Raw genomic sequence first — 21,730 nt, 5'->3', positions numbered from 1 at the left:
ACCCGCCTCAACTGCGCTTCCCCGGTCGAATGATGCTGATGGCGCTCAGCTTCTTGTTGTTTTTGAACCACTGGCTCAGTGTCGTGTGGTGGACTCGGCCGTGCTGAGTGATGGTGATTTTGTCCCCCTTGCCTCCGGTGACGATGCCTGTGTGGTTCCACGCCTTGGAAGAGGTGTAGTAGCCGAAGATGACATCACCCGGCCGGGCGTCGTACCGCGAGATCTCGCGGCCGCCCCTGTGGTTCTTCAGGTGCTGCCGCAGATTGGCCGCGGCGGCCCAGGTGTAGCTGTCGAGCCGGATCCAGCCAATGTTGTTGCGGAACCAGCGCGAGGCGTTCTTGCGACCGCCCTTGCGCTGCTGCATCTTGCCGCCCCAGTGCAGAGCCTTGGAGACGAAGTTTGCGCAATCGGTGTCGTAGTCGTACTTGATGTTGGCGTTGCGCTTGGCCCAGTTCGCCGTGCCGTTGCCATCGGGAGCGGCGGCGAACACCGCGGCGAGCCGCATCGTCTCCGTGCCCGGGGCGGGCTCGTCGGCGAGCATGCCGTCGTCGTCCAGCTTGATCGGCAGGTCTTCCTCCCCCTGCGCGACCTCTTCGACGCTGCGCTCCGCCGGCGGCGCCACGGAGGCGTCGCGCACGGCGTCGCCCGTCGTGGGCAGGGTGACCTCGGCCGCGGCGTCGTCGGCTTCCATGCGGAGGACACCGGCGGCGAAGACGAAGCGGCCGGGCAGGGGGCCCTCCTCCGGCTCCTGCGTGCCGTCCGTGTGGGTGAGCACGCTGCGCTCTGAGACCGTGCCGCGCACGATCACCGTGTTGTCGGGGCCGGGACCGGTCAGCACGTCGTCGAAGGCCGTGGTGACCTCGGTGAAGCGCCGCTCATGACGGGCGTATGCCTCGCGGCGGTCGTTCAGGTGGGGGAGCTGCTGTTCCAGCAGCGCACGGAACATCGCGCCGTGCGGGCTGCTCGCGGTGGCCTGCTCGACCGTGGTGTGCGTGCCCTTGAGGACTCCTGCCCGTGCGGCGAGGTAGTCGCGCACCGCCTGGACGTAGCGTTCCCGCTCGGCGACGGCGACCGGCTCGGCCGCGGCGGACACGGCTGCCTCGGACGTTCCGTGCGGGGAGGCTGCCCTGACCGTCACGGTGTGGTCCGCGCCGTTGGTGAGGCCGTCGAAGACGGCTCGGGTGTCCTCGGTGGTGGTACGGGCGACCTCGGTACCGTCGCGGTGGACGACCACGGTGTAGGTGGGTGTGTCGATGGCGGCGCCGGGATCGGTCGGCGGGTTCCAGGTGGCGAGCAGACCGCGGTCCGCCGGAACGGCCTTCACGTTCTCGGGGGCGCCAGGAGCGCCGGAGGGGATGTACGACACCGTGAGCACAGGACGCAGTTTCGGGTCCTGGGCCCGGGAGGAGTGGTACACCACACCGGGCGCGGCGGTCTTCTCGTCCCCGAGCTGGAGGGTCAGGCCGTTGTTGTCGGTCTCGTACAGCCAGTCCGCGACGAGGGATCCCAGATTCAGATCTCCGAGAGCGGTGGGCAGCTCGTCATCGGCGAGCAGGGGCTCCTCGTTGGCCGCGGCGGCGAGGCTCTGTCCGCTGAGGGAGGGGTCCCATGCCTCGGCCAGGTCGCGCACGGTGGCGGCGGGTTCGGTGCACTGGGCGGTCTCGCCCGCGCAGTCGGCCCGGTGGAGGGTGAGCCGTGCGTCGGTGATCCGGACGCCGGCAGGCACCGCGGACAGGTCCGCCTTGAACCAGCTGCGCCACGCGGTGCCACCCGGTGTGCCGACACGAAGCATGCCGTCCTGGACCGCCGCGCACGGATCGGCGCCGCAGTCGGTGGCACCGACGGGGGCGGTGGCGTCGCGCAGGGCCTCGCCCGAGATGGCGACGGTCCGCACCTGCGGGACAGGCTGGGCGGCAGGCGCCTTGGCGGTGAAGGCACGCTTGGGCGTCCATGCCGAGCAGGCCGTGTCACTGCAGGCGCGCATGGCCCACTGGTAGCCGCGCTCGGGCACGAGGGTGCCTTCGGGGATCAACGTGGCGACACGCTGGCCACTGTCGTGGAACGACGCAGGCAGCCGCACTCCCGGCAGGGGTGCGCCCATGGCGTCGTACAGGGCGAACTCGCCGTGCAGGTAGGCGCGGTCTCCGGACGTCAATACACCGGACAGCATCGGGGTGGGGGTGTCCTGGGCACCCTCCAGGGGTGCGCTGGGCACGTCCGGGACCGGCAGGACGGTCGGTTTGGTCCCCCTGCCGAACTGGTGGGCGGTGACGCCGGAGAGCAGGCCCGCGGAGTCGACGGTGCGGGCGTGCAGGACATGCCAGCCCTTGTTCGGGTTGATCTTGACGGTCTGCGGCTTGCCGTCGGTGCCGGCCGGATCATTGACCTGCTGCGGGGTGTTGGGGTCGTCGAGCCCCCACAGGAAGCCGCGGCCGTCTGTGGAGGTCGTGGTGAGGGTGCAGCTGATCTCACCACTCGTGTCGGTCCAGGTGTCCTGCGGGTGGCCGGCGCAGTTGATCTGCGGGGCGGCGGGCTTGGCGGTGTTCACGCGGAACGGCACATGGCCGGTCCATGCGCCGTACGCGGAGCCGTCATAGGCACGAGCGCGTACGCGGTAGCCGAACGAGCCGAGCTTCTTCGTCTCGGGGAGTGCCAGCGCGGCGGTGCCGCCGGAAGCCACGGCGCCGCTGGTGCCTGTCCAGCTGTAGGTGCCCGCGTCGTTGAAGGCCGGATCGGCGGTGACCTCGAACTGCGCCTGCACGGTGCCGCCGTCGGAATCCGCGACCTTTGCCGAGAAGATCGGCGTCACCGAGGTCGCGTACGTGCGCTTGTTGAAGGTGTTGTACGAGAACGGGGAGAGCGCCACGGCGGTGGGCGCTCCCGGCGGATTGTTGTAGGTCACCGAGAGGACCGGGACGTTCGTGGCCGCGTTACGGGAGTGGAATCGCTTCCAGGCGTAGGAGTCCTTCTCGTCGGTGGCACGGATACCGAGAGAGTTCAGGTCGTGGGCGTTGGCCGCCCAGGCACGGGCGAGGGCGGTGATGTCAGCGGTGGCCCAGCCGTCCGCGCAGCCGGTGCCGGCGCCCTTGGTCTGCGCGGAGGTGGCCCACTTGCGGTTCCAGCTCGGCTGGGCGCTCCAGCGGCTGGCTGTGCTGGGGGTGCTGGTGTCCCACACCTCCCAGTCGCGTGGTTCGCAGGACCAGGAGTGGTGGTTCCACAGCTTCAGGGTGGCCGCCTTGACGTCCTTGCCCTTCACCGCACGGGTGTCGAAGCGCAGGAACGAACGAGCGGACTGCCCCGCACCGTTGTAGCCGAGCTTCAGCTCGGTGGCGGTGGACTGATCGGTGGTGTAACCCTCCTGCACGAACGTGGTGAACGTCGTCAGCAGACCCACCGCCGGATCGATGGTGACGGGAAAGCGCGTGGCGGGGTTGGCCAGGAACGCCGCGTCCGGAGTCAGGGTGAGGTCGATCTCGTCGCCCTGTTGGGTTACGGACATCGCGACGGGCGCCCGATGCGCATGTTCACCCGAGCGGGCATCCGTCCGCGCGTCCCACATCACGGGCGCGGGCAGCGTACCGGCAGGCTTACCGGTGCGGACGTCGGTGAAGGTCACTCCGCCGTCCGCGTCTGTCTTGGCCGTCAACCCCTTCGCCGTGAGCGTCATCCGTAGAGTGCCCGCCTCGTCCACAGCCTGACGAGAGTTGAGCACGAGGAACTGCTCGAAGCCGGTGCGGGTGGCTGAGACGACGAGGTCGGCGTGGGGCAGGGCATCCCGATAGGTCGCCTTTGTGCCGTCGAGGGTCGGCGCGGGCAGCGCTCCCCGCCAGCCCAGTTCGACGCGTTCCCCCTGCGGCGAAGTGAGCGACACCAGTGGTGCGGCGGCGGCGACGGGCTCAGTGGCCCGCAGCCTAAGGGTGGCCGATGCATCCTCCCGTTCGGTCGACGCCCTGCCCAGGGTGAGATCCAGCGGGTGCGCCTTCGCCCCCACTGTTCCGTCGGCGTCCTTCTCGAGGCTGATGTCCACGGCGGTCCAGCCGCCGTCATCGGCGCGGAAACGGACCGGCCCGCCGGCTTGGTCCTCCGTCAGCGTGCCATCGGGGTTCGCCCACAGGGTGAGCGTCTCCGTGCGGGCGTCGGTGACCTCGACCCGCTTACCCGCCAGGCGCGCCCTCAGCAGCGCCGAGCTGATGTCGCCCTTCGCCGGCGGCGTGCCCATGCGGAGCGCTGCTGGGGATACGGCCGTCGTACTGGACGCGGTGGCGGTCGAGATCATGGTGGCCGGCGTGGCCGCGTCGACGGCCAAGAGACCGGAAAGCGCCAGGGACGCAGCCACCGGCAAGGTGAATCTGGACGTGCGTATGCTCCGCAAAGGAGCCCCTCCTGTAAAGAGATTGTAAAGAGGGTGTGAGTGTAAGAGGGAGCATCTTCCGCTCCCTACCGGGGCCTATCACCCGAACCTGGCATCGACAGGGCCGACCGGATGTCGCCCCGTCCGCACGATCCAGAGAATCATGCAGGCATGCTTGATTGTTTCTTCCGGTGCTGACAGGGTCTCCCCAACTCGTACCGGCGCACGCGATCCTGGCGACCACCTTCCACCTCTCCAGGGGGCACACATGGTGTTTCACAGCGAGTACGCGGATGTTCCTGCCGTCTCCCTCCCCATTCACGAGGCCGTCCTCGGGCGGGCCGCCGAGTTCGGGGACACCCCTGCGCTGATCGACGGGGCGGGGGAGCTGAGTCTCACGTACGCGCAGGTCGACGCGTTCCATCGGCGCGTGGCGGCCGGGCTGGCCGAGGCGGGGGTGCGGAAGGGGGACGTCCTCGCGCTGCACAGCCCCAACACCGTGCTGTATCCGATCGCGTTCTACGCGGCCACCCGGGCCGGCGCGTCCGTCACCACCGTGCATCCGTTGGCGACGCCCGAGGAGTTCGCCAAGCAGCTCAAGGACTCGTCCGCGCGCTGGATCGTCACCGTCTCCCCGCTCCTCCCGGCGGCCCGGCGCGCGGCCGAACTCGCGGGCGGGATCGAGGAGATCTTCGTCTGCGACCAGGCGCCCGAGGGCGAGGGGATCCGTTCCCTGCAGGCGATGGTCGCCACGAACGCCCCCGAGCCGGACGTCGTGATCGATCCGGACGAGGACATCGCCGCCCTGCCGTACTCCTCCGGCACCACCGGCGTCCCGAAGGGCGTGATGCTCACGCACACGTCCATCGCGACCAACCTGGAGCAGCTGTATCCGCTGATGCCCATGCGGCCGGGGGACCGGATCCTCGCCGTGCTGCCGTTCTTCCACATCTATGGGCTCACCGCGCTGATGAACGCCCCCCTGCGGCACGGTGCCACCGTCGTCGTGCTTCCGCGCTTCGAGCTCGACACCTTCCTCGCCGCCATCCAGAACCACCGCATCAACGGCCTGTACGTCGCCCCGCCCATCGTCCTCGCGCTCGCCAAGCACCCCGCGGTCGCCGCGTACGACCTGTCCTCGCTCGAGTACATCGTCAGCGCCGCCGCCCCGCTCGACGCCTCGCTCGCCGAGGCGTGTTCGGCGCGGCTGAAGCTGCCGCCGGTCCGGCAGGCGTACGGCATGACCGAGCTGTCCCCGGGCACGCACGTCGTCCCGCTCGCCGCGAAGAACCCGCCGCCCGGCGCCGTCGGGCAGCTGCTGCCCTCCACCGAGATGCGGATCCTGTCGCTCGACGACCCGTCGAAGGACGCCGAACCGGGCGCGGAGGGCGAGGTCGCCATCCGCGGGCCGCAGGTCATGAAGGGGTACCTCGGGCGGCCCGACGCCACCGCCACGATGATCGACGCGGACGGGTGGGTGCACACCGGCGACATCGGGCGCGTCGACGAGAACGGGTGGCTGTTCGTCGTCGACCGGGTCAAGGAACTCATCAAGTACAAGGGCTTCCAGGTCGCCCCCGCCGAACTCGAAGCCCTGCTGCTGACCCACGAGTCCATCGCCGACGCGGCCGTCATCGGCGTGACCGACGAGGACGGCAACGAGATTCCCAAGGCGTACGTCGTGCGGCAGCCGGGCGCGGACGGGCTCGGCGCCGAGGACGTGATGGCGTACGTGGCGGGGAAGGTCTCTCCGTACAAGAAGGTCAGGCGCGTGGAGTTCATCGACGGGGTGCCGCGCGCCGCTTCGGGGAAGATCCTCCGTCGTGAGCTGCGGGACCGGGAATGACGGCCGAGATGAAGGTGGACTCTTGAAGTTGGATCTAGGTATCGCCACGCTGACGCTCGACTCCCCGGAGAACCGCAACGCCCTCTCGGCGGCCCTGGTCGCCGAGTTGGCGGCGGCGTTCACGGAGTGCGCGCAGGACCCGGCGGTACGGGCGGTGGTGCTCACGCACACCGGCTCGACGTTCAGTGCCGGCGCGGACCTGAAGGCGCCGCCGAGCCCGTACGCCTTCGTGGATCTGCTCCGGCAGATCGTGGAGCTGCCGAAACCGGTGGTGGGCGTCGTCGACGGGCACGTCAGGGCCGGCGGGCTCGGGTTGCTCGGGGCGTGCGACATCGTGGTCGCGTCGGAGGGCTCCGACTTCGCGCTGACCGAGGCGCGGATCGGGGTCGCCCCCGCCGTCGTCTCGCTGACGCTGCTGCCGAAGCTGGAGCCGCGGGCGGCGGCGCGGTACTACGTGACGGGGGAGCGGTTCGGTACGGCGGAGGCAATCGCCATGGGCCTCGTCACCGCTCCCGCGGACGCCCTCGACGCGATCCTCGACGGGCTGCGCCTGGGCTCCCCGCAGGGGCTGGCCGAGTCGAAGCGGCTGGTCACGGCTAGAGTCCTGGAGACCTTCGAGCGTGACGCGGAGGACCTGGTCCAGAGGTCGGCCACGCTCTTCGCCTCCCCCGAGGCGCGCGAAGGGATGACGGCCTTCCTCGAACGACGGGACCCCGAATGGCGGTTGTGACCGGCCCGCAGCAAGGCCCCAGGCAAGGCGCCAAGCAAGGCCCGCAGCAGGGGCCCAAGCAAGGCCCCCAGCAGGACAGGAGCCGCGCCACCCGGCAGCGGCTCCTGGAGGCGGCGGTGTCCTGCCTGGCCGAACACGGCTGGGCGGGCTCCACCGTCGCCGTGGTCGCCGAGCGGGCGGGCGTCTCGCGGGGCGCGGCCCAGCACCACTTCCCGACCCGCGAGGACCTCTTCACGGCGGCCGTCGAGTACGTCGCCGAGGAGCGGTCCCAGGCCCTGCGCGAGCTTCCCGCGCGCGACCGCCGCGAGGCCGTCGCCGCGCTCGTCGACCTGTTCACCGGGCCGCTGTTCCGCGCCGCCCTCCACCTCTGGGTCGCGGCCGCCCACGAGCCCCAGCTGCACGCCCGCGTCACGGAGTTGGAAGCCCGCGTCGGCCGCGACTCCCACCGGATGGCCGTGACCCTGCTGGCCGCCGACGAGTCCGTGCCCGGGGTACGGGAGACGGTCCAGGGGCTCCTGGACATGGCCCGGGGCCTGGGTCTCGCCACGCTCCTGACGGACGACGCGGCCCGCCGCGCGCGGGTCGTGGCGCAGTGGTCGACCCTCCTGGACGAGGTCCTGGGAGGCGCTCAGAGCGGCGTCGGTTCCGACACCGCCGCCGGTGCCGCCGTCGGTACGGAGAGCGCCGCCAGGTAGCCGTTGAGCGCGGCCGCCGTGCCCGCGAGCGGGAAGCGGGCGCCGAGCTGCCCGTCGGGGCGGACGAGGAAGCCGGTCGGTCCGTCCGGACGGTAGAGCCGCGCGAACTCCCCTCCCGCGTCCCGGTATTCGGGCAACGCGCCGCGCACCTGGACGCGTTCGTCGTCGGACTCGCGCGCGAGCAGCGCGACCACCGTCGGCCGGTCCCCGCCCACCGCCGCGGCGACCACCGCGACCGCCTCCGCCGCCCTCGCGAGCTCGTCGGCCTTGTCCGCGTACAGCAGCACGACGTGCCCGGTGCGGCCGCGCAGGACGTCGAGGAGCCGCAGCGGGTAGGCGGCGAGGTGCGTCGTCAGGCCGGCGCAGTCCGGGGCCCGGTCGCCGGGCTGCGGGGCGTCGTCGGGGCCGTACGGATGGGCCGCGAGCGGGCCGTCGCGGTAGGAGACGAGGAGTTGGGCCTCCCGCAGCATCACGGTCGCCGGGTCGTCGGGGTCGGCCTCCATGCCCTGCCGCGCGTGCCGGACGGTCCGGCCCACGACCTCCTCGCCGACCGGGCGGCGCTCGGCGTCGTAACTGCCGAGCAGCCCCGGTCCGGCCTCCCCGCGCAGGACGAGGGCCAGCTTCCAGGCCAGGTTGCAGGCGTCCTGGATGCCGGTGTTCATGCCCTGGGCGCCGGTCGGCGGGTGGATGTGGGCGGCGTCGCCCGCGACGAACACCCGGCCCTCGCCGTACCGGTCGACGATCCGGTGGCTGATCCGGAACACGGACGACCAGCGCAGCTCCGAGACCCGCGCGGGCACGGGGGCCAGCCGGTCGACCACGGCCTGGATGTGGGACAGCTCGGGCACCCGGCCGCCCTCCAGACCGTGCGCCACCCCGTCCCCGTCGCTGTGGGTGGAGAGCTCGGGCGGGACCGTCATCGACATGCGGTAGCGGCCCTTCCCGGGCAGCGGGATGCAGACCAGCAGGTCGTCCGTCGAGCCGTCCTCGGCGACGTGCAGGGACCGGATGCCGTACCCGTACGGCATGTCCCAGTCGGCCTCGACGTCGCCGAGCATGTACTCCTCCGGGAACGCCCCGCCCTCGAAGCCGAGCCCGAGGCCCTTGCGGACGGTGCTGTGCGCGCCGTCGCAGCCGATCAGATACCGGACCCGCAGCTCCTCCTCCGCGCCGGACGCGGCCCGCAGCCGCGCCGTCACCCCGTCCGCGTCCTGCCCGAACGACACCAGCTCCGTACCGCGCTCGATGACCGTGCCCAGACCGGCGACGTACTCCTCCAGGAGCCGCTCGGTCTCGTACTGAGGAAGCGCGGCGAACCCGTACGGCACCTCCGGCGGCAGTTCCAGCTCGATCCGCCCCCGCTCCTGGCCGTTGACGTGGATCAGCTGGCCGCGCATCGGGACCGCGGCCTCCATGACGGCCCTGGCCAGGCCCATCCGGTCCCAGATCTCCAGGGTGCGCGGCTGGACGCCGACGGCCTTCGCGTACGGGAGGCGGGCCGGCAGCCGGTCGACGAGCCGGCAGCGCACTCCGCGCCTGCGCAGTTCGGCGGCCGCGCTGAGGCCCACGGGCCCGGCGCCCACGATCAGCACGTCGGTCGAGAAGCCGGTCGACACAGTGCTCGTACGGGTGTCTGCCACGGGATCCTCCCAGTGCGCCCCCGCTCTCGGACCGGCCCCGAAGACCATGGTCACCCGGTGGCGTGACCCGCGCCACATACGTACGGCCCGCCCCGCAGTACGCTGGTCGCATGCTTCCGCTCGTACGCCGCCGCCACGTGGACTTCGTCCGCGTCACGAGCATGGGCTGTCGGCGCTCCGCCTGACCTCGTAGCCCCCCTCTCTTCAGGCACCCGCGCCCCCCGCCCCACCCCTGGCGACGCGCACGGGCCCGTACACCCCGCGGACGCACACCATGACGCACAGCACCACTGCCACCCAGCAGCCCTCCACCTCGGCGCAGCGGCCGTACAGCTCCCAGCTGCCGATCGTCGACCTCTCCGCCGCCGACCGCGGCCCGCAGGCCCGGCGCCTCCTCCACGCCCAGCTGCACTCCGCCGCCCACGACGTCGGCTTCTTCCAGCTCGTCGGGCACGGGATCACCGAGGCCGAGACGAAGGCGCTGACCTCCGCGATGAAGGCCTTCTTCGCCCTCCCGGAGGCCGACCGGCTCGCGCTCGACACCACCAACTCGCCGCACTTCCGCGGCTACACCCGCATCGGCGACGAGCGCACCGGCGGCTCCCGCGACTGGCGCGACCAGCTCGACATCGGCGCCGAGCGCCCCGCGCGCGTCCCAGGACCCGGCGAGGCCCCGTACTGGTGGCTCCAGGGCCCCAACCAGTGGCCCGCCGCCCTCCCCGAGCTGCGCCTCGCCGCGCTGAACTGGGTCGAGCGGCTCAGCGGGGTCGCCGAGCGGCTGCTGCACGAGCTGCTCGCCTCGATCGGCGCGCCCGCGGGCTTCTACGACGACGTGTTCGGCGACCGGGCCCACCCGCACCTCAAGCTGGTGCGCTACCCCGGCAGCGCGGGCGACGGGGCCGACCAGGGCGTCGGCGCCCACAAGGACTACGGCTTCCTCACGCTGCTGCTCCAGGACCACGTCGGCGGCCTCCAGGTGGAGCGCGAGGACGGCCTCTTCCACGACGTGCCGCCGCTGCCGGGCGCGTTCGTCGTGAACCTCGGCGAGCTCCTCGAAGTGGCGACCAACGGCTATCTGCTCGCCACCAACCACCGGGTGGTCTCGCCGCCCGCGGCGACGGAACGCTTCTCCGTGCCGTTCTTCTACAACCCGCGCCTCGACGCCCGGATCGCCCCGCTGGAGTTCCCGTACGCCTCGACGGCGCCCGGGGTCACGAGCGACCCGGCGAACCCGCTGTTCGCCGAGTACGGCCGCAACGAACTGAAGGGCAAGCTGCGCGCCCACCCGCTGGCCGCCGCCCGCCACCACGCGGACCTGCTGCTCGCGGACGCGCGCCCGCTCACGGCGGCGTGAGGCGGTCTGCGGCTGTCTGAGACGGTCTGAGGCGCCTGACACACGCGAGAGGACCCGGGGCCGCTGTGCGGGCTGCCCCGGGTCCTCTGCGTCGTCTAGCGCTTGCGTCAGCCCGCGAACGCCGCCAGGTCCGCGTAGCCCGCGATCTCGCGCGGGTCACGCTGGCCCGGGCCCGTGTAGCGGGCGCTCGGGCGGACCAGGCGGCCCGTGCGCTTCTGCTCCAGGATGTGCGCCGACCAGCCGGCGGTACGGGCGCAGCTGAACATCGACGTGAACATGTGCGCCGGGACCTCGGCGAAGTCCAGGACGATCGCCGCCCAGAACTCGACGTTCGTCGCGAGGACGCGGTCGGGGCGGCGGGCGTGCAGCTCCTCCAGGGCGGCCTTCTCCAGCGCCTCGGCGACCTCGAAGCGCGGCGCGGCCAGCTCCTTCGCCGTACGGCGGAGCACGCGGGCGCGCGGGTCCTCGGCGCGGTAGACGCGGTGGCCGAAGCCCATAAGCCGCTCGCCCTGGTCCAGGGCCTTCTTCACGTACGCCGTGGCGTCGCCGGTCCGCTCGATCTCCTCGATCATGCCGAGGACGCGGGACGGGGCGCCGCCGTGCAGCGGCCCGGACATGGCGCCGACGGCGCCCGAGAGCGCCGCGGCGACGTCGGCGCCGGTGGAGGCGATGACGCGGGCGGTGAAGGTGGAGGCGTTCATGCCGTGCTCGGCGGCCGAGGTCCAGTACGCGTCGACGGCCTTGACGTGCTTCGGGTCGGGCTCGCCGCGCCAGCGGATCATGAACCGCTCGACGACCGACGTGGCCTTGTCGATCTCGCTCTGCGGCACCATCGGCAGGCCCTGGCCGCGCGCCGACTGGGCGACGTACGACAGCGCCATGACGGCGGCGCGCGCGAGGTCGTCGCGGGCCTGGTCGGCGTCGATGTCGAGGAGCGGCTTCAGGCCCCAGACGGGCGCGAGCATGGCGAGCGCGGACTGCACGTCGACGCGGATGTCACCGGAGTGGACCGGGATCGGGAAGGGCTCGGCCGGCGGCAGACCGGGGTCGAACGCGCCGTCGACCAGCAGGCCCCAGACGTTCCCGAACGAGACATGACCGACGAGATCCTCGATGTCGACGCCGCGGTACCGAAGAGCGCCGCCCTCCTTGTCGGGTTCGGCGATCTCCGTCTCGAACGCGACGACTCCTTCGAGCCCGGGTACGAAGTCGGACATCAGGCGGCTCCTCTATCGATGATCAATCATCCAGCGGTGGGCGGGACCTGTCGGTCGGGACCTTCGGGGACCGTCGGGGACCTTTGGTCGGGAAGCAACAGTCATCCAGCCGAAGAGTCTGTACGGTTCCGATGATGCGGGGAAGCGTGACATCCGGCACACTCCGCCGATCCGGCGACGAAGGGTTAACGGCCCGCGATGCCGGGCAGACTGCGCCTCTGCGGCAGGATGAACCCTGTGACCGACGCTCTCGATCCCGCCGACATGCGCGAGCAGTACCGCACCACGGAGCTGACTGTGGCCGACCTCGCCCCCGAACCGATCGAACAGTTCACGCGCTGGTTCACGGCGGTCGCCACGAGCCCGGCGATCCACGAGCCGAACGCGATGGTCGTCTCGACCGCGACGCCCGACGGCCGGCCGTCCTCCCGCACGGTGCTCCTGAAGCACTACGACGAGGCGGGTTTCGTCTTCTACACGAACTACTCGTCCCGCAAGGGCGGCGAGCTGGCGGCCAATCCGTACATCTCGCTGCTCTTCCCCTGGCACCCGCTGGCCCGCCAGGTCATCGTCACGGGCCGGGCGGTCCGCACCGGCCGGGACGAGACCGTCGCGTACTTCCGCACCCGCCCGCACGGCTCCCAGCTGGGCGCCTGGGCCAGCCACCAGTCCTCGGTGATCGCGTCCCGCGAGGAGCTGCTCGCCCGCTACGAGGAGCTGGCCGCCCGCTACCCGGCGGACGAGCAGGTGCCGGTGCCGCCGGAGTGGGGCGGCTTCCGGGTCGTCCCGGACACGGTGGAGTTCTGGCAGGGGCACGAGAACCGGCTGCACGACCGGCTGCGGTACGTACGGGCCGAGGACGGCGCCGACAAGTGGCGGGTGGAGCGCCTCTCACCCTGACCGGGTCACCCCGAGAGCCTTGACGCCTCGCTCAGGGCCGTCTCGACGGCGTGCGGGATGTCGGTCACCGGGAATTGGACGTGCCGTACGGCCCGCTCCCGGTCCAGGACGAGCACGGCCCGCTTGAGCCGGAGCGCCTGGCCGGCGCGGAAGGTCGGCAGCCGGAGCGCGGCCGCGAGCCGGGCGTCCATGTCGGAGAGCAGCGGGAAGGGGATGTCCTCGGCGGCGGCGAAGGCGCGCTGTTCGTCGGGGCGCTGGGTCGAGACGCCGTGGACGGCGATCCCGGCGGCCGTGAAGTCCTCGTACGCGTCCCTGAACAGCCGGTTCTCCAGCGTGCAGCCGACCGTGCCGGGGATGTCGTTCCAGCCCTCGGGCAGCGGGCTCGGGCGCCCGGTCGCGGGGTAGCAGAAGAGCACGGTGGCGGCGGCGTCCGGGTCCACCGGGTCGCGCTCGGCGCCGGTGTGCGCGGGCAGGGTGAGCCGCGGCAGCCGGGTGCCGGGCAGTTCGTGGACGCGGAGGGCCTCGGCGCTGTGCTCGTCGGCGGAGGCGGTGAGGCTCCCGTCGCCGAGGAGCCAGCGGTCGGACCAGTCCTGCATGGCGACCAGGACGGGGAGCAGGGCGCGCCCGGCCGGGCTGAGCCGGTACTCGTACCGCACGGGCCCCTCCTGGTACGGGACGCGGTCGAGCACGCCGCTGTCGACGAGGTGGCCGAGGCGCTCGGTGAGGACCTTGCGGGAGATGCCCAGCTCGGCCTGGAGCTCGTCGAAGCGGTGCCGGCCGCGCGCGGTCTCCCGGACGAGCAGCAGGCTCCACCAGTCGCCGACGACGGCGGCGGCCTGGGCGATCGCGCAGGCGGCGTCGCGCTCGGGCACGGCTCGGACCATGCGCTGCTCCTTCGGATTCCGGACGAGGTCGTTCGTCGGTCCATCTTGCGGCACGGGGTGAGTTCCCGATAGAAACTCAGTGTAAGTTCCGAAAGGAGACTCACTCGTCGCCGCGCGTCGTGCGGGTCTCGGGGGATCTCGGGGAGGGGAATCCCGCATGTCCACAGCCTGGGCGACCGCATGGCGCACCTGGCAGACGACCCGTCGCGCCTATCCATGGACGTACGCCGTCGGTACGGTCCTGCCGGCCGCGCTCGCGATCGGGCTCGCGTACCTCGGCTACCACGCCATCGGCGGCGGAGCCGTCGCCGAGGACTTCACCGAGGGCAGCGGGACCACCGCCTACCTCGCCTACATCGTGGTCGGCGCGACGGCTTTCCAGTTCACGGTCCGGCTCATCCTCTGGTCCGCGAAGGCGCTGATCACCGAGCAGCGGCAGGGCACCCTCGGTGTCCTGCTCATCGCCCCCGCGCGGCGCTTCCCGTACCTCGCGGGCTTCACGGCCTTCGCGGTCCTCAGCAGCCTGGTCGAGTTCCTCGCGCTCGGTGTCGTGGTCGCCCTGCTCGGCATCGCCGTCCCGGTCGCCTCCGCGCCCGGGCTGCTCCTCGGCGCCCTCGCGCTGGTCGGCGCGGTCTTCGCCCTCTCGGTGGGGCTCGGCGGGCTGATGATCGCCGCCGGGGAGGCGCACATCTCGCAGAACACCGTCTTCATCGTCCTCGGCCTGGTCGGCGGCTTCACCTTCCCGCGCGCCTATCTGCCCGAGCCGGTCCAGTGGTTCGCCGAACTGCTGCCGACGACCGCGGCGACGGACGTCCTGCACGCGGCGACCACCGGGGCCGGCTCGCTGCCCGAGCTGCTGCCGCGGCTCGCGGTGTGCGCGCTGCTGAGCGGCGCGTACCTGCTCCTGGGCCTGACGTACCTGCCGCGGGCCGAGGCCCGCGCGATCGAGAGGAACTACTGACATGACGGGTATTCAGGTCCGTTCGCTGCGCAAGGACTTCCCCGTCCGCACCAAGGGAATCTTCGGCGCCAGGGACGTCAAGCGGGCGGTCGCGGGACTCGACCTCGACATCCCGCCCGGCCGAATCACCGGCCTCCTCGGCCTCAACGGCGCGGGCAAGACCACGACCATCAAGATCCTGGCCACGCTTCTGCGCCCCACCTCGGGCTCGGTCACGGTCGACGGCCTGGACACGGTGGCGGACGCCCGGGCCGTCCGCCGCCGGATCAACCTCATCGCGGGCGGCGAGCGCATGGTCTACACCCGGATGACCGGCCGGGAGAACCTCTGGTACTTCGGCCAGCTCTACGACGTCCCGAAACGCGAACTGCAAGCCCGCATAGACGAGTTGCTGACTCTCGTGGGCCTGACGGACGCGGCGGACACGCTCGTCGAGCGGTACTCGCGCGGCATGACCCAGCGCCTCGCCATCGCCCGGGGCCTGATCAACCGGCCCGCGTACCTCCTCCTCGACGAGCCCACGCTCGGCCTGGACGCCCCGATCGCCCGCGACCTGCGCCGCGTCGTGGCACGGCTCGCGGAGGAGGGCACGGGGGTGCTGCTCACCTCGCACTACCTGGCCGAGGTGGAGGAGCTGTGCGGCCACGTGTACGTGATCTCCGCCGGCCGCCACCTCGCGGAGGGCAGCCCCGCGGAACTGAAGGCGGCCACCGGCAGCCACCGCACGATCCGCCTGACGGTGACCAACCCGGGCGAGGCGACGGCGGCCGTGGCGACGGACTTCGGTGCGACGCGGGAGCCGCTCCCGGGCGGCGGGGAACTCCTGACACTCCGCCACCCGGACGACATGGCAGGCCCGTTGGCGGCGGCGATCGTGCGGGCGGGCGGCTCGATCGGGGGCCTGGAGATCGCGGAGGCGAGCCTGGAGGACGCGATCCTGGCGCTGGCGGAGAGGGAGGAGGGCGCACTCGTATGACCCACGCACTGACCCGATCCTTCCGTCACGCGGTCCGGATCTTCGCGGCGGAAGCCCTGAAGCAGCATCGCCGTCTCTTCGGCCAGCCGCTCGTGGTCTTCTCGATGCTGGTCTGGCCGCTGCTCCAACTGGCCACGACCTACTACACGTTGCGTCCGGTGGCGACCGCGTCCCCGGCCGCCGCGAACTGGCCGACAGTCGCCGACCCGGAGCGCCTCCTGGCGTTCCTGGCCACCGGGACGCTCGCGTACGCCTTCTTCTTCTCGCTCGTCCAGAGCGCCTGGCACTTCTCCTTCGAGCGGTCCACCGGCACCCTGGAGCTCCTCTTCCTCTCCCCGGCCGGCCGCCTCACCCTCATGGTCGCGAACGGCGCGGGGGCCCTGCTCCAGAACGCCTGGCTGCTCACCTGCTTCACCGTCGCCGCGCTCACCGGCTTCGGGACGCTGTCGGTGTCGGCCTGGTGGATGTACGGGATCGTCTTCCTGGCCATGCTGATCCCGGCGGTCGCGTGGGGCACGTTCCTCAACAGCGTGCTGGTCTTCTCGCGGGACTCGGCGTTCCTGTACACGATCCTGGACGAGCCGCTCTGGTTCGTGTCGGGGGTCCGCCTCCCGAACTTCGCCCTGCCGACGGCGATCCAGCTGGTGGGAGCGGTCTTCCCGCTCACGGGCAGCCTGATCGCGGTCCGAGGCGCCCTCCTGGAGCACCGCACCCTGACCGAGCTGACCCCGACCCTCCTGGGCCTGGGCGCCCTGAGCGCCCTCCTCCTTGCGGCGTCGGCGCTGATCCTCCGCGTGGGCGAGGCCCACGCCCAGCGCACGGGCAGGCTCTCCCTGGCGTAGCGAGCGAAAAACGCAGACGACCCGTGGGCCTTGGTCCCGTCCGCTCGAGTTCGGACGGGAGCCGGCCGGACTTACCGGCGGCCCACGGGTCGGGTGACTGCGTGGTTTTCGGCAGGTGGCCTGCCGAGGTGCACAGAGTGCGACGGCAGGCCGTTAGCCCGCAGTCACCTCACGAATCCGAAAAGAAACCATGTTCTCGGATCACCTCCTTTCAGCGTGTGCTCCACAGCCTAGGAACCCTCCCGCGAAGCCTCAAGCGATTTATTCGCCGCGATCCGAGGGCGCCCCGCCCGTTCGTTTCCGGGGCGCAACGTTTTCGTGGAACGGGGTGTGTTCTGCGTCACGTTCGAGTTGAATGATCCGAGGCGTGCGGATGCACGTGCGTACACCGTCCTGCAGGGGGTTGCCGGGATGAGTGCTGCCAGGGGTGGGACCACGTCTGTGCCGGGGGACGATCTGCTCGCCGCGCTTCTCGACGGGATGGACGCGGCGCTCTGTGCTTTCGATGCCGACGGGACCGTCACGCACTGGAACAAGGAGGCCGAGCGGATTCTCGGCTGGTCGGCCGGGGAGGCCGTCGGGCGGCGGGGGTTCGAGGGGTGGGCGGCGCGGCCCGCCGACGCGGCGGAGGCGCTCGCACGGCTGATGGCCGCCATGGACGCGCCGGGCCGGCTCGTGCACGAGTGCGCCCTTGTCCGGAAGGACGGCGGCCGCGTGCTCGTACGGACGCAGTCCGCCGGGGTGCGCGGCGCGGACGGCAAGCCCGCCGGGGTGTACTGCGCGTTCAGCGAGGTGCACGCCCAGATCGACCTGGAGCGGTCGATCGCGCTGAGCGAGGCGCTCTTCGAGGAGGCGTCCTGGGGCGTCGTCCTCGTCGACGTGGACCTGCGCCCGGCCGTCGTCAACGGGTACGCGGCCCGGGCGATGCGCGCCGGGCGGACGACCCTGCTGGGCCGGCCGCTCGGAGAGGTCGTCGCGCAGGGCCTGGAGGAGCTGGAGTCCGCCCTGGAGCACGTCCTCGCGGAGGGGGCGCCGAAGGCCCCCGCCGAGGTGTGGGTGACCTTGCGGACGGCGGACGGCGAGCGCCGCCGGTGCTGGCGCAGCGGATTCGTACGGCTCTCGTCGCCGCTCGCGGAGGAGCCGGTGCCGCTGGGCGTGGGCTGGCTGTTCCAGGACGTCACCGAGGAGCGGCTCGCCGAGCAGGAGGCGGACCGGCTGCGATTCCGGTACAGCCAGCTGCACCGGGCCGGCGCCGTCGCCGCCGAGTGCGAGGACCCGAGGGAGGCGGCGACGGTCCTCCTCGACTTCGCCCTCGCGGGCTTCGCCGACCACGCCCTCGTCGACATCGCGGCGGGGGAGCGGCGCCTCGTGCGGGTGGCGACGACCCCGGCCGGTGAGCCGGGGCCCGTCGTGCCGGTCGCGGGCGGGGGCATCCCGCTGCGCTACCCCTCGGGCCACCCCGTCCACCAGGCCCTCTCCCGTACGGGACCGGTGCGGGCGTCCGCGACCGCGGCCGCCGGTTCCCAGGCCGCCGAGGACTGGGCGGCCGAGCGCCTGTGGCCGCGCGACGCCCTCCACGCCCTCTGCCTGCCCCTGCGCAGCCGGGGCCGCACGGTCGGCGCCGTGACCTTCCTCCGCTCCGCGTCCCGTACGCCCTTCGAGCGCCCGGACGCGGTGTTCGCGGAGGCCGTGGCGGTACGGGTCGCGGCCTCGCTCGACCTCGCGGCGGCGCTGGCGGGGGGTACGGGTACGGGGGGCGGCTCCACGCCACGTCGAGACGTCTGAGACGCCTGAGGTGCCTCGGATGCCGCCCCCGCCGGCCCGCTACGCCGCGTGCAGCGCCAGCGTCGGGGACAGCCTCGACGCCCGTACCGCCGGATACAGGCCCGCCACCGTCCCGATCACCAGCGTCGCGCCGAAGCCGCCGCCGACCGCCCACGGCGGCACCACCCACGGCAGGCCGCCCGTGTACGCGTACACGCCCGTCGCCGCGCCGCCGAGCGCCACGCCCGCGAGGCCCCCGAGGCCCGACAGCATCAGGGACTCCGTGACGAACTGGATCCTGATCTGGCCCCTGGTCGCGCCCAGGGAGCGGCGCAGGCCGATCTCGTGGCGGCGTTCAAGGACCGAGATGATCATGGTGTTCGCCACGCCCACCCCGCCCACGAGCAGCGCGATCCCGCCGAGGCCGAGCAGCAGCGTGGAGAAGGCCCCCTCGGTCGCCGCCTTCGCCTGGAGCGCCGCCGACGGGTCGCCGACGGCCACGTTCTGCGGGTTCTCCGGGTCGATCGTCGGGGCGAGCAGCCGCTGGACGTCCCGTACGGACGCGTCGGTGGACCGCTCGTACACCGCCGTCGGGTGCCCGTCGAAGCCCAGCAGCTTCTGCGCGCCCTCCCAGCCGACCAGCGCCGCGCGTTCGATCTCGGGCGCGAGGGGCAGCGGGTCGAGGATGCCGACGACCGTGAAGTACCGGTCGTCGATCCAGACCTGCCGGCCCGGCTCGGTGATGCCGAGCCGTTCGGCCGCGACATGGCCCAACACCACGGACGGGTAGCGGCCGTTGGCGGCGTTCAGCCAGGTGCCGGACGCCGTGCCGCCGCGCAGGGCGGCGAGCAGCCGCTCCGTGGCGGCCTTGACGGCGATCCCGCCCGTCTCGCCCTCGGGGATCTTCTCGGAGCGCCGGACCGTGCGCTTGAGGTCGGCGGTCGCGCCGACCTCCTCGACGCCGTCGATCCGGCCGACCATGCCCACGGCGTCCTTGGGCAGCTTGACCTCCTGGCCGCTGAACATCCCCTCACCCGGCTTGGCCACCAGCATGTTCGTGCCGAGCGCGTCGAGCTGCCGCATCAACTGGGCCTGGCTGGACGCCGAGATGCCCACGACCGCGATCATCGTGGCGATCCCGATGGCGATCCCGAGCGCCGACAACACCACCCGCACGGGCCGACTCCGCAGCCCGGCCGAACCGACGTGCAGCACATCCCGGGGCCCGAGCCGCGCGGCCTTCAGGGCGCGTCGCGCCCTCACGCCGCGACCTTCCCACGTGCCGTGTCCGCCACCACGCGGCCGTCGCGGATCCGGACCTGGCGCGGCAGGCGGCCGGCGATCTCCGTGTCATGCGTGATGACCGCGATCGTCGCGCCGTGCTCGTTGAGGTCGTGCAGCAGGTCCATCACCGCCTCCCCGGACGCCGAGTCGAGCGCGCCCGTCGGCTCGTCGGCGAGCAGCAGGTCGGGTTCGCCGACCACCGCGCGGGCGATGGCCACGCGCTGCTTCTGGCCGCCCGACAGCTCGTGCGGGCGGTGCTTCATCCGGTCGGCGAGCCCGACACGGGCGAGCGCCTCGGCGGCCAGCGCGCGCCGCCGCGCCCGGGGGAGCCCCGAGTAGAGCAGCCCCTCGGCGACGTTCTCCAGGGCGCCGACCCCGGGCACCAGGTGGAAGGCCTGGAACACGAAGCCGATGTGGCGCGCCCGCAGGGCGGACAGCCGGCGGTCCGTCAGCGCGGCCACGTCGTGTCCGGCGATCTCCACGGTCCCGGCGCTCGGCCGGTCCAGGGTGCCGACGATGTGCAGCAGCGTGGACTTGCCGGACCCGGACGGGCCGACGATCCCGAGCAGTTCGCCCGTGCCGACGGTGAGATCCACGCCGTCGAGGGCCCGGACACCGCCCGCGTACTCCTTGGTGACCCCGGAGAGCTTCACTACCGCGCTCATACGGACGGCACCCCGACCTTCATGCCCTCGCGCAGCCCGTCCCCGCTGATCTCCACCCGGCCCTGGCCGAACATCCCGAGCTCGACCCGGACGTCCCGCGTCCGCCCGCCGCCGTCGACGACCTGGACGCCGAAGCCGCCGCCCGGCAGGGCGAGCAGCGCGTTGACGGGCACGGACAGCACGTTCTTCCGGGTCTCCCCGGTGAGGTCGACGGTGACCGGGGACTGGTCCACGCCCGTGACCTTGCCCGGCGCGTCGAAGGAGACCGTGATGTCGATCTTCGGGGTGCGGTCCTGCGGGTCGTCCCCGGTCGACGCGGTCTTCCCCACCGACGACACCTTGCCCGGCGCCGTCGTCCCGTCCGGGAGCTGGACGGTGACCCGGGTCCCGGTCTTCGCCGAACCGGCGTCCGCGACCGGCATCTTGAACCGTACGACCCGCTCGGAGCCGGTCACCGTGAGCACCGGCCGCCCGGGCCCCACCTGGTCACCGGTCGCCGCGCCCGCCTCCTTGACGCGCACCGCGCTCCCGGCGAAGGCGATCGCGTCGGGGCCGACCGTCCCCGTCTGCTTCTGGTCGTGCGACTTCTGCCAGCGCTTCACGGCGGCGGCGGTCTTGTCCGTGTACTCCTCGTCGACGGTGAAGCCGGCGTAGCCGAGGGCGGCCAGGTTCTCCTCCAGCTGCCGCACGTCGTTGCCCTTGTCGCCGGTCTTCAGGGTCCGGTACATGGGCTCGGCGCCGTACATCAGGCGGACGGGCCTGCCGTCGACCTCGTACAGCCGCTCGTCGCGCGCGACGGTCGAGCCGGTCGGGGCGATCCGGGTGAGGATCCCGGAGGGGCCCGCGTTGATCTTCCGCTCGCCGAGATGGCCGAGCGTGCCGTCCTGCTGGGAGCTGTCGCTCAGGTCGCCCCGGGTGATCGGGACCGTCGCGGGCGGCCGCCTCGAGTCCGCCGCGGCCTGCGGCTCCTCGGGGGCGGCGAGCGCGGTCACCGCGACCCCGGCGCCCGCGACGACGACGATCGTCGCCAGGGCGGCCACGAGTTTGCGTCGGCTCATCGCGACACGCTCTCGCACGCCTTGTTGGCCTTCTCGAACTTCTTGGCCTGCTCGCCCTGCGGTATCGGCCGCGCCGCCGTCATCCCGCCCTCGCCGAACGTCGGGTCGGGCATGTCGAAGCCGTTCTTCCGCATGCACTGGGCGTACTTGATCATCTTGTCCTTCTCGGCCTGGGTCGGCTCCTTGCCCATGCCGGCGCCGCCCTTGCCCTGACAGGCCTTGAACGCCTTCTCCATCTTCTCCTTCGACATGCCGTCGCCGCCGATGGTCAGCCCGACACCCTCCTCGCCCGGCTTGGGCTCGGGCACGTCGAGGCCCTGCTCGCGCAGGCACTTGCGGTGCTCCAGGGCCTGGTCGGCCTTCTTGCCCTCGTCGCTCACGCTCTCGCTCGCCGCGTCCTTCTTCCCGCCGCCGTCGGCGGTGCACGCGGTGGTCAGCAGGGCGAGCGCGGCGATGGAGACGGCCGCGGCCATCTGGAAGGTCTCTCGCGTACGTCGAGTGGTACGTCCGGTGATCGTCATGGGCGGCAGCGTGCGCGCCCGAGGGGTTTCGTTTCTCTCAGC

Annotated in this window: 17 protein-coding genes; 9 read left to right on the top strand and 8 right to left on the bottom strand. The window is 72.3% G+C overall.

Annotated features, from left to right (window positions below; translation table 11 throughout):
* Positions 1-7 precede the first annotated feature (7 nt).
* Positions 8-4,336 (bottom strand): DNRLRE domain-containing protein, encoded by a 4,329-nt coding sequence (locus tag ACWCO8_RS26565; protein ID WP_451034367.1) that lies wholly within the window; start codon positions 4,334-4,336, stop codon positions 8-10.
* Positions 4,337-4,619: 283 nt separating this feature from the next.
* Between ACWCO8_RS26565 and ACWCO8_RS26560 the strand changes: the two genes are divergently transcribed.
* The 3 genes from ACWCO8_RS26560 to ACWCO8_RS26550 are packed head-to-tail and all read left to right on the top strand — an operon-like array spanning position 4,620 to position 7,622.
* Complete coding sequence (locus tag ACWCO8_RS26560; RefSeq protein WP_451034366.1) at positions 4,620-6,197, top strand: 4-coumarate--CoA ligase family protein; 1,578 nt, start codon at positions 4,620-4,622, stop codon at positions 6,195-6,197.
* Positions 6,198-6,219: 22 nt separating this feature from the next.
* Positions 6,220-6,927, top strand: a complete 708-nt coding sequence (locus tag ACWCO8_RS26555) for an enoyl-CoA hydratase family protein (RefSeq protein WP_451034365.1) — start codon at positions 6,220-6,222, stop codon at positions 6,925-6,927.
* A complete protein-coding gene (locus ACWCO8_RS26550; RefSeq protein ID WP_451034364.1) occupies positions 6,915-7,622 on the top strand; it encodes a TetR/AcrR family transcriptional regulator in 708 nt (235 codons plus the stop codon). The genes ACWCO8_RS26555 and ACWCO8_RS26550 overlap by 13 nt, the downstream gene beginning before the upstream one ends.
* Here ACWCO8_RS26550 and ACWCO8_RS26545 read toward each other — a convergent pair.
* Positions 7,556-9,238, bottom strand: coding sequence for an FAD-dependent monooxygenase (locus ACWCO8_RS26545; protein WP_451034570.1), 1,683 nt, complete (start codon positions 9,236-9,238; stop codon positions 7,556-7,558). The two genes, ACWCO8_RS26550 and ACWCO8_RS26545, sit on opposite strands and share 67 nt — an antisense overlap.
* A gap of 298 nt (positions 9,239-9,536) precedes the next feature.
* On the opposite strand from ACWCO8_RS26545, the gene ACWCO8_RS26540 reads away from it, so the two are divergent.
* A complete protein-coding gene (locus ACWCO8_RS26540) occupies positions 9,537-10,616 on the top strand; it encodes an isopenicillin N synthase family dioxygenase (RefSeq protein WP_451034363.1) in 1,080 nt (359 codons plus the stop codon).
* Between the two features lie 107 nt (positions 10,617-10,723).
* On the opposite strand, the gene ACWCO8_RS26535 is transcribed toward ACWCO8_RS26540, so the two are convergent.
* Complete coding sequence (locus ACWCO8_RS26535; RefSeq protein WP_362007242.1) at positions 10,724-11,833, bottom strand: citrate synthase 2; 1,110 nt, start codon at positions 11,831-11,833, stop codon at positions 10,724-10,726.
* 237 nt (positions 11,834-12,070) lie between these two features.
* Here ACWCO8_RS26535 and pdxH point away from each other — a divergent pair, with 237 nt between their 5' ends.
* Positions 12,071-12,733 (top strand): pyridoxamine 5'-phosphate oxidase, encoded by a 663-nt coding sequence (gene pdxH, locus ACWCO8_RS26530; RefSeq protein WP_451034362.1) that lies wholly within the window; start codon positions 12,071-12,073, stop codon positions 12,731-12,733.
* A gap of 5 nt (positions 12,734-12,738) precedes the next feature.
* Here pdxH and ACWCO8_RS26525 read toward each other — a convergent pair whose 3' ends face one another.
* Positions 12,739-13,617 carry a winged helix-turn-helix transcriptional regulator gene (locus ACWCO8_RS26525; protein WP_451034361.1) on the bottom strand — a complete coding sequence of 293 codons (879 nt, stop codon included), beginning with the start codon at positions 13,615-13,617 and terminating at the stop codon, positions 12,739-12,741.
* A gap of 157 nt (positions 13,618-13,774) precedes the next feature.
* Between ACWCO8_RS26525 and ACWCO8_RS26520 the strand changes: the two genes are divergently transcribed.
* The 4 genes from ACWCO8_RS26520 (at position 13,775) to ACWCO8_RS26505 (ending at position 18,181) form a co-directional block, all read left to right on the top strand.
* A complete protein-coding gene (locus ACWCO8_RS26520; protein ID WP_451034360.1) occupies positions 13,775-14,578 on the top strand; it encodes an ABC transporter permease in 804 nt (267 codons plus the stop codon).
* A gap of 1 nt (position 14,579) precedes the next feature.
* Complete coding sequence (locus ACWCO8_RS26515) at positions 14,580-15,554, top strand: ABC transporter ATP-binding protein (protein ID WP_451034359.1); 975 nt, start codon at positions 14,580-14,582, stop codon at positions 15,552-15,554.
* Positions 15,551-16,396: an ABC transporter permease gene (locus ACWCO8_RS26510; protein WP_451034358.1), complete on the top strand. Its 846-nt coding sequence runs from the start codon at positions 15,551-15,553 to the stop codon at positions 16,394-16,396. The genes ACWCO8_RS26515 and ACWCO8_RS26510 overlap by 4 nt, the downstream gene beginning before the upstream one ends.
* 411 nt (positions 16,397-16,807) lie before the next feature.
* Entirely contained in the window at positions 16,808-18,181 is a 1,374-nt protein-coding gene (locus ACWCO8_RS26505; protein ID WP_451034357.1) for a PAS domain-containing protein, read from the top strand.
* Positions 18,182-18,220: 39 nt separating this feature from the next.
* Here ACWCO8_RS26505 and ACWCO8_RS26500 read toward each other — a convergent pair whose 3' ends face one another.
* The 4 genes from ACWCO8_RS26500 to ACWCO8_RS26485 are packed head-to-tail and all read right to left on the bottom strand — an operon-like array spanning position 18,221 to position 21,688.
* Positions 18,221-19,423 carry an ABC transporter permease gene (locus ACWCO8_RS26500; RefSeq protein ID WP_451034356.1) on the bottom strand — a complete coding sequence of 401 codons (1,203 nt, stop codon included), beginning with the start codon at positions 19,421-19,423 and terminating at the stop codon, positions 18,221-18,223.
* A complete protein-coding gene (locus ACWCO8_RS26495) occupies positions 19,420-20,109 on the bottom strand; it encodes an ABC transporter ATP-binding protein (RefSeq protein WP_451034355.1) in 690 nt (229 codons plus the stop codon). Before ACWCO8_RS26495 ends, ACWCO8_RS26500 begins: the two co-directional genes overlap by 4 nt.
* Complete coding sequence (locus ACWCO8_RS26490; RefSeq protein WP_451034354.1) at positions 20,106-21,167, bottom strand: peptidoglycan-binding protein; 1,062 nt, start codon at positions 21,165-21,167, stop codon at positions 20,106-20,108. Before ACWCO8_RS26490 ends, ACWCO8_RS26495 begins: the two co-directional genes overlap by 4 nt.
* Positions 21,164-21,688: a hypothetical protein gene (locus ACWCO8_RS26485; RefSeq protein ID WP_362007216.1), complete on the bottom strand. Its 525-nt coding sequence runs from the start codon at positions 21,686-21,688 to the stop codon at positions 21,164-21,166. The genes ACWCO8_RS26490 and ACWCO8_RS26485 overlap by 4 nt, the downstream gene beginning before the upstream one ends.
* Positions 21,689-21,730 lie beyond the last annotated feature (42 nt).

The organism is Streptomyces sp. NPDC001927 (assembly GCF_053594455.1).
The sequence above is the reverse complement of the archived record's forward strand: the minus strand, read 5'-3'. Positions and strand labels throughout refer to the sequence as shown.